This is a genomic window from Bradyrhizobium sp. P2_E8 (assembly GCF_056403875.1).
The window spans coordinates 1-6,217 of record NZ_JBFUES010000414.1 but is presented as its reverse complement, the minus strand read 5'-3'; the positions used below and the strand labels follow the sequence as shown (position 1 = coordinate 6,217).

Genomic DNA, 6,217 nt, shown 5'->3' with positions numbered 1-6,217 from the left:
CTGCTCAATTGCGCCAGCGGCGCGACCTGGGTGTCGCTGCATCATGGCGGCGGCGTCGGCATCGRCTATTCGCAGCATGCCGGCATGGTGATCGTCGCCGATGGCACGCCGGAAGCTGCAAAGCGGATCGAGCGCGTGCTCTGGAACGATCCGGCCACCGGCGTGATGCGCCATGCCGATGCGGGCTACGAGACCGCGATCGATTGCGCCCGCGACAAGGGGCTCGACCTGCCGAGCCTGGCCAAGTAGCCGCGCCTCAGGCCAGGACCTTGGTCCCGTGCGTCGCTCCGTCGAGGCGCTGCCATTCCTTCGCGAGGTAGTCGTCGATCGCATCGCGCGGCATGGGTTTTGCGAAATAATAGCCCTGAATGTAGTCGCAGCCGAGCCGGCGCAAGCTGTCGAGCTGGGCGCGGGTCTCGACGCCTTCGACGACACAGGCGATCTCCATGTCGTCGCACAGGCCCGTGAGCGACTTGATGATCTTGTGGCTGACCGGATTTTCGTTGATGTCGGCGACGAAGCTGCGGTCGACCTTGATCTTGTCGAGCGGCAGCCGGTGCACGTGGCTGAGCGAGGAATAGCCGGTGCCGAAATCGTCGAGGGAAATGCCGCAGCCCATCGCCTTCAGCGCGGCGATCGACTGCTGGGCGCGCACGAAGTCGAAGGTGACAGCGGTCTCGGTGATCTCGAAATCGATCCGGCGCGTCGGCACGCCGCTCTTCTCGATGATGGTGATCAACGGCAGGATGCCTTCGGGCGAGCAGATGTCGTGGGCGGAGAGATTGAACGACAGCCAGAGATCGTCGGGCCACGTCTTCGCAGTCGCCAACGCACGCACGAGCAGCGCCTGCGTCAGCGGCCGGATCAGGCCTATGCGCTCGGCGGCGGGGATGAAATCAGCCGGTGAGACCTGGCCGAGGCGAGGGCTGTGCCAGCGCGCCAGGGCCTCGAAGCCTGCGGTGTGCTCGCTCATGGCATCGACGATCGGCTGGAACACCAGCTCCATCTCGGTGTCGAAGTCGGAGGTGCGCAGCAGGTTCTCGATGACGCCGCGGCTGCGAATCTCGGCCTCCAGCTCGCTCGAAAAGATCACGGTGCGGCCGCGCAGGTGGCGCTTGGCGTGATAGAGCGAATAGTCGGCGCATTCATAGAGCGCTTCCGCAGTCGTCGCCGAATGTGGGAACAGCGCGAAGCCGATCGAGCACGACAGCCCGGTATGGGCGGTGTCGAGCTGGTAGGGCAGCTTGACCAGGTCGCCGATCCGCTGGCCGAGCCGCATCAGATCGTCGTCGTCGGGATCGCCGCACACCACGAGGCCGAACTCGTCGCCGCCGAGCCGCGCGAACTCGACGCGGTGCGGGCCGAAGCCTTCGCAGACCTCGCGGATGCGCCGGCCCGCCTCGATCAGGACGCGGTCGCCGACGCTGTGACCGTAGTTGTCGTTGATCGGCTTGAAGCCGTCGAGGTCGATGATCCCGACCGCGACGCGAACATTCCTGCRCTCGGCATCGGCGAAGGCGCTCGACAGCTCGGCGAAGAAGCGGCGGCGGTTCGGCAGCTCGGTGAGGGAATCGAGATTTGCGAGGCGGAAGTTCTCGTCCGAAAGCGCCTGGGTGGCCGCCTGCTGCGCCAGCAGCGACTTGCGGCTCGACACGAGATCGGCAAAGTCGCGGTAATAGATGAACAGCACCGTCACCATCGCGCCGGAGACGAGCAGGTTGTTGACCGCGATCGCCTTCAATGTCGGCTCGCCGGTGGCGAAGAAGAACAGCACATAGGGCACGTCGACGATCAACGTCACGATCAGCGCCGCCGAGCGCAGGTGCATCAGCGAGAAGATGCAGCCGATCACGGTGACCGCCATGTAGAAGGCGACCTGACTCTTGGCGAAGGGATCGCCGTACGGGTAGAGCGCGAAGGACCAGGCGGTGAAGCCGGCACCGATCGGCACGGTCAGCCAGTTGGTGGCGCGCAGATTGCGCAGGATGTCGGCATCGCTGCGCACGAGGTGACGCTGGCGCAGCCACCAGTAGGTCCGGAGCGCGGCGAGCACGGTCAGCACGCCCGGCACGATCATCGTCAACCAGTCCGGCGCCACGTTCACATACGTATAGGCGACCGCGATCGTGTTGCTCATGAGGATGAAGTAGAGCAGCGGGATCTGCTTGGAGAAGGCGTCAAACTGCGCGCGCGTCAGATCCGGGTTGTCGGCCGGCACGCGAAACAGCTGCATGGCGGCGGCAAAGTGTGATTTCAAATCGACAGCAGGCATTGCAATACGCGCCCCGGATCCTTTCAAAACGTGGAGGATCTTGCATGGCGGGGGTAAAGGGCGCGTTAGATCGGGTTCCCGGCGATGGTCAGCGCAGGTTGCACGCTACCGCATAGTTTCCGGTCGCGTGCATTGGTGAGGCGGCGTTAACGATATCCAGCGGCGGTGGCGGGTGTCTCGGGCACTGTTTCGCCCGCAATCGCCGCAGCTACGATCTGTTAAGCATGCGCGTCAGTGACGGCGGGGTGYAGATGATTGCCGCGCGGTCAGCCGACCCACGCGATTCACCTCTCCCCCGCGGGAGGAGAGGTGAGCGCGCGCAGGGCCGCTATTTCTTCTCCAGTGCCGCGGTCTGCTTGGTGAGCTGCTTGTCGAAATCCTCCGACAGGCCGGTCGCGTAGGTCACGATCTCGCCCGGCTTGACGAACGGGTTCGGCGCGCCCTCCTTCATCTCCGCGCGCTTGGCCTGCATGCCATAGACTTCCGGATGCGGCCCGAGCAGCACGTCGATCTTCATCGCCTTGGCCTTGGCGAAGGTCGCGCGGTAGTCGTCGACGATGCCGGGGTAGGTCGGCTGGCCGACCAGCCGGTTCAGCGCCACCGTGCCGCTGCAGAAGAACAGCACCTCGCGGTTCTCCTTGCCGTCCTTGACGGTCAACTCCCAGCTCGTGCAGCCCGGCGAATGGCCGGGCGTCGCATGTGCCGTCAGCGTGGTGTCGCCGAGCGTGACCTTGTCGCCTTCCTTCACCGCGCGATCGACCTTCACCGCGGGGAAGGCGAGGTCCTCGTTCTTCTCGTCGCCCGGATAATAGCCGCCTTCGAGCAGCGGCTTGTCGCGTTCGCCGGCGATGAGCTGCGCACCGGTCTCCTTCTTGATCTCGGCGAAGCCGCCGGTGTGGTCGAGATGCGCGTGCGTGTTGAGGATGATCTTGATGTCGGCAACCTTGAAGCCGAGCTTCGCGATGTTGTCCTTGATCATGCCGGTGGACTGGGGCATCGCCGTGTCCATCAGGATCAGCCCCTGCGATGTCTTGATGACATAGACGGCAATGCCGTCGGTTCCGACATAATAGATGTTGTCGATGAGCTGGAACGGCTCGAACGGCGCCGTCCACTTCTTCATGGCCACTGCCAGAAAGTCCTTGATGGTTTGCGCCTGCGCGCCAGTCGAGAGCAGGGTCAGAGCACACAGTGCGGCCGTCAGCCTTCTCATAGTTTACCTCCCACAGTGTTCTTGTCGTTTTGGTCGGGCGCGGGCGTTGTGGCCCGAGCGGTGTGCAAGTTACGTCGTGGCTGGCGTTCAGGGCAACTCCATGTGCCCCCAAAAATTCATGGGCCGAGCGGGAATATCGGCGCGTTTGGTGAAAGCGGAGCGCGAGCTCACCGCCCGATCGTGACGCCGGCGGTCGAGCGCATGGCGTCCCGAAGGCTTCTCGCGTTCATGTCGTCGAGGACCTGCCGCGTCAGCACGGTGGTCTGGCCCGGCGTGTTCAGGATCGTCTCGCCGCGCGAGGACGAGAGCCGGTCGGCCTTGTAGGGTGCGGCCGGATCGGTGGCGGGCGCATGGCGCGGCCGCTTGCTGGAAGCGGCAAAGGCTCCCTGCGAGACGCAGAGGGCGACGATCACGATCAATCGCAATGATTTTGTGGGCATGCGAGCTCCCAGATCCAGGACATCAGCCTAGCATATGGCGAGCGTCGTCGTTGACGAAAAGGTCAGGCGAGAGCGGCCTGGCGTTCCCGCACCGGCTCGCGGACCCGGTCTGGCTTCCCAGGCTCGGCGAGCCGGGTAAAGCTGCGATGGCTCGCCTGTGCGGGCGCCTCGACGATGACGCCCTCGCAGACGATCTGCCCGCCCAGCATCCTGAACTCGAGCTTGTCGTAGCGCGGCATCGTCTCGCCGGGCGCGGGCGGCAGCAGCTCGACACGGCCCTGGATGTTCAGCGTGGCGTCGCCGGTGCCGTGAAGCCGCGGATTCCACATCCTGATCCCGGTCTCCGCCCAGCGCTGCCGGATCAGCTCAGCGCGATCGGAGGGTTCCGTCGCCCTTGCGCGAACTTTCGCTGCGCTACGGATCTCTGGTGCGGGAGACGCAAGGATCGGCTCCGGCGCGATGTCCGCGACGACGCCGAGGGTGTCGGTGGAAGCGTCCTCCGTGGCGACCGTTGTGACCGGCGCGGGATCGCTTGCAGGGACCGGCTCGATCTCCATGGCGACGTCGGCGGATGGACCGCTGTCGATGCTCACGGCAGGGATATCAGACGCAGCGACTTCGATGGCGGCGAGGGCGACATGCGGGTCGTCTACGATGGCCGGCTCGATATCGACGAGGACGTCTGAGGATGGCTCGTGGCTGACGAGGAGGTCGAGCGTCGCAACCGGAGCGGTCGCGCCATCGTCAGACGAGACCGCTGTCTCCTCCGTGACGATCGGCTCAACGTCGGTCGCGAGCTCGCGAGCTGGACTGCCGCTGACGGCGAGCTCGGGAATGTCGACCGGCGCGCTATCGATGGCGACTGGCCGGACTGAGGCCTCTTCCGTGCCGACCGCCTCGACGCTCGTCGGGAGTTCCGCAGGCAGGACGTTGCCGGCGGCGAGTTCAGGAACAGCAACGGGTGCAGTCTCCACCTCGACAGGCGAGACGTCGACAGGCGAGACCGAAGCCTCCTCCACGACGGCCGGCTCGGCTTGCGCCGGATGTGGATCGTCACTGACGCCGGTCCTCTCTGTCTGCGCCGCCGGCGGGTTCTCCGCGATGACGGAGATCGCGGTGTCGTCCTCGGCGACCGGCGCCGCGACCGCGACTCCTGCGTCGTTGAGCAGTGGATTAGCGTTGATGCTGATGTCGGGAGTGCGCGCGGYTTCTGCAACGTCGACGGCGATGGCAGGCGAATCATTCGTGGCGATCGGCGAAAGGTCGATGCTGCCGCCGAGCGGCAAGGGCCGAAGCCTCGTAAACGCCCATTTCACCGCAGGGATGCGGCGCAGCAACGATATCAGTCTCGAAAGCACTGGGAGTTGTCCAAGAGGTACTCGGCGTGAGGCAATCGCTGATTCGCCAGCAATGTGAAAAACTGCCCCGGCCGTCACACCGATGTCAATCTGGGTGGGACCAATTGCAGAACATCCGCGCACCATCGCTCGCGAGAGAAGCTGCGATCGTCATGAAGCCACGGTGTGGACGAGCACAGTGCAACTGCACGGAACGCGGACACGCGCTGCGAGGCACCTCCCATGGGCGCGTTGCACTGAACGTCGGGGTTCCCTGCGTCGCTCCGTCGAGGGTAGTTTGGAACATCCGGCATCTGGTGTAAGGATGACGCATGAGAAAAATAGTCGCCATCGGAGCGGTTCTGCTCTGGTCCACCATCGCATTCGCGCAGGATCGCACGATCACCGTGGCCTCGACGACGTCGACGGAACAGTCGGGCCTGTTCGGCTATTTGCTGCCGCTGTTCTCGAAGGCCGAGGGCATCAGCGTGAAGGTCGTTGCCGTCGGCACCGGCCAGGCGCTGGATATCGGGCGGCGAGGTGATGCCGACGTGGTGTTCGTCCATGACAGGCCCGCCGAAGACCAGTTCATGTCCGAAGGGCAGGGCGTGAAGCGTTTCGACGTCATGTACAACGACTTCGTCATCGTCGGGCCGAAGAGCGATCCGGCGCAGATTGCCGGCGGCAAGGACGTCGCTGATGCGCTGCGCAAGATCGCGGCAGCCAAGGCGCCGTTCATCTCGCGCGGCGACAAGTCCGGCACGCACGCGGCCGAGCTGCGATTGTGGAAAGAGGCGGGCGTCGATCTCGGTGCCGGCAAGGACAGCTGGTATCGCGAGATCGGCCAGGGCATGGGCCCGGCGCTGAACATGGCCTCGTCCTCGAACGCCTATCTTCTGTCGGATCGTGGCACATGGCTGTCGTTCAAGAACCGCGGCGAGCTCGCCGTCCAGAC

Annotated in this window: 5 protein-coding genes and 1 pseudogene; 2 read left to right on the top strand and 4 right to left on the bottom strand. The window is 64.9% G+C overall.

Translation table 11 applies throughout. The annotated features are described in order from the left end of the window. Window positions 1-249: pseudogene (locus AC1D00_RS22115) on the top strand (urocanate hydratase); the annotation flags it as partial. 7 nt (window positions 250-256) lie between these two features. Here AC1D00_RS22115 and AC1D00_RS22110 read toward each other — a convergent pair. The 4 genes from AC1D00_RS22110 to AC1D00_RS22095 all read right to left on the bottom strand — a co-directional run bounded on the left by AC1D00_RS22110 (window position 257) and on the right by AC1D00_RS22095 (window position 5,283). Beyond that, a complete protein-coding gene (locus AC1D00_RS22110) occupies window positions 257-2,272 on the bottom strand; it encodes a putative bifunctional diguanylate cyclase/phosphodiesterase (protein ID WP_477012122.1) in 2,016 nt (671 codons plus the stop codon). Window positions 2,273-2,600: 328 nt separating this feature from the next. Further along, the gene (gene blaBJP / locus AC1D00_RS22105; RefSeq protein WP_477012121.1) at window positions 2,601-3,485 is read right to left on the bottom strand and encodes a BJP family subclass B3 metallo-beta-lactamase; all 885 of its coding nucleotides are present in this window, start codon (window positions 3,483-3,485) and stop codon (window positions 2,601-2,603) included. 167 nt (window positions 3,486-3,652) lie between these two features. Beyond that, window positions 3,653-3,925: a TonB-dependent receptor plug domain-containing protein gene (locus tag AC1D00_RS22100; protein WP_477012120.1), complete on the bottom strand. Its 273-nt coding sequence runs from the start codon at window positions 3,923-3,925 to the stop codon at window positions 3,653-3,655. Between the two features lie 62 nt (window positions 3,926-3,987). Continuing rightward, complete coding sequence (locus AC1D00_RS22095) at window positions 3,988-5,283, bottom strand: hypothetical protein (RefSeq protein WP_477012119.1); 1,296 nt, start codon at window positions 5,281-5,283, stop codon at window positions 3,988-3,990. A 311-nt stretch (window positions 5,284-5,594) separates the two neighbouring features. On the opposite strand from AC1D00_RS22095, the gene AC1D00_RS22090 reads away from it, so the two are divergent. Next, window positions 5,595-6,217: ABC transporter substrate-binding protein (locus AC1D00_RS22090; protein WP_477012118.1), on the top strand; the 623-nt coding region annotated here is incomplete at its 3' end.

Coding starts and splice junctions, on each gene's coding strand:
- blaBJP (WP_477012121.1), bottom strand. CDS start 3,485: ATGAGAAGGCTGACGGCCGCACTGTGTGCTCTGACCCTGCTCTCGACT.
- AC1D00_RS22100 (WP_477012120.1), bottom strand. CDS start 3,925: ATGCCCACAAAATCATTGCGATTGATCGTGATCGTCGCCCTCTGCGTC.